The 1,262-nt window shown below is 59.0% G+C and carries 2 protein-coding genes; both read right to left on the minus strand.

Annotated features, from left to right (window positions below):
- Positions 1-249: conjugal transfer protein TraG N-terminal domain-containing protein (locus CBW22_RS25860; protein WP_141097391.1), on the minus strand; the 249-nt coding region annotated here is incomplete at its 3' end.
- A gap of 62 nt (positions 250-311) precedes the next feature.
- Positions 312-1,262, minus strand: a 951-nt coding sequence (locus CBW22_RS25865) for a conjugal transfer protein TraH (RefSeq protein WP_088518262.1), incomplete at its 5' end; no start/stop codon positions are given.

Consider the following 1,262-nt stretch of genomic DNA (forward strand, 5'->3'; position numbering starts at 1 on the left):
GATGTCGTGGATCTGCACGCTGCGCTTCGGTACCAGCAGCGCGGAGGTGATGAACATGAATACCGCCAGCCAGTACAGAAACACCATCGGGTTGCGGGTTTTCACAAACGACACCACCACGCCCAACACGCCAAAAAGGCCGACGATGCGCAGCAGGGTGGTAAAGGTGCCGGCGCCGATGACGGTGACGACACCGTTGAACACCTGCCGCCACATGTCACCGCCGTAAATGGTCCAGACTTCAGTCATGACGGATACCCCGCTGAGAATTGCCCTGCCAGAACGCTGCGATCTTGTCCGGCACCGTTAAATCAGTCATTGCCGGTCCCCCACTGATAGTTGCCCTGATAGGACGTTGAGATAATGGTCGATACCTGCTGCTGCAGGTACTGCATGTTGCGATCGATGCCATCCAGCGCATTCTGGTCGGCGGTTGACTGCAGCTTCATCTGCGCCAGCAGTGAGGTTGCGGTCATCACGTTGTTACGCAGCTCGCCGGCGGCCTGCTCCGGGAAGTTTTTACCCGCCAGCGACTGGCTCGCCTGCTTCACCAGCTCCTGCAGATACTGGATCATCATGTCCTGCGCGATGAAGTCTGCGACCTGAATCAGGTAGGTCGGGCTCATGCCCATGCTGCGGGAGTTGGTCAGATACTTGAGCACCGGCACCGAGGTGGTGTTAATGAAGCCCTTTTCCCTGTCCGACAGGCCGGTATCAGCACTGAGCTTGCTGTCGATGGAAATCATCAGGTTGCGCACCTGGGTGACCAGCGCCACGTCGCTGCTGACCGTCACGCTGGTAACGGTCGGACCGAGGCAGAGATCCTGCTCGTCGCAGCCGTAAATCTTCGCGGTACCGCCGCGCATCAGCACGGTGATGATGTCGCGGTTATCAACCAGCGGGGTCAGGATGGTAACCTGCCCGTCCTTGTTGAAAATGATGGAGCCCACCACGCTCATCACCAGCTCCTTCAGCTGACGGTTGCCGTCGAACAGATGATTGCGGCCCAGCGCGTCCCAGATGAGGTTTTTGTTTTTCAGCACCTGGTCTTTATCTTTATCCGGGGCGCGACTGGTGACGCTGTCACCCTGCCCGCCCACCGTGCAGCCCTGACGGGACGCCGCCCAGTCAGAGAAAATGTTGCTCTCGCCGGCAATGTCCTGGCAGATTTTCTGATTGGACACCTGCGACACCGGCCAGAGGCCGCCGATGATGCCCTGCGCGGCCTGACAGGAGCTCATGTTCATGGAGTTCACGTCCGA

The sequence above is a fragment of the Pantoea sp. VS1 genome (assembly GCF_002207995.1).
Classification (GTDB): Bacteria; Pseudomonadota; Gammaproteobacteria; order Enterobacterales; family Enterobacteriaceae; genus Pantoea; species Pantoea dispersa.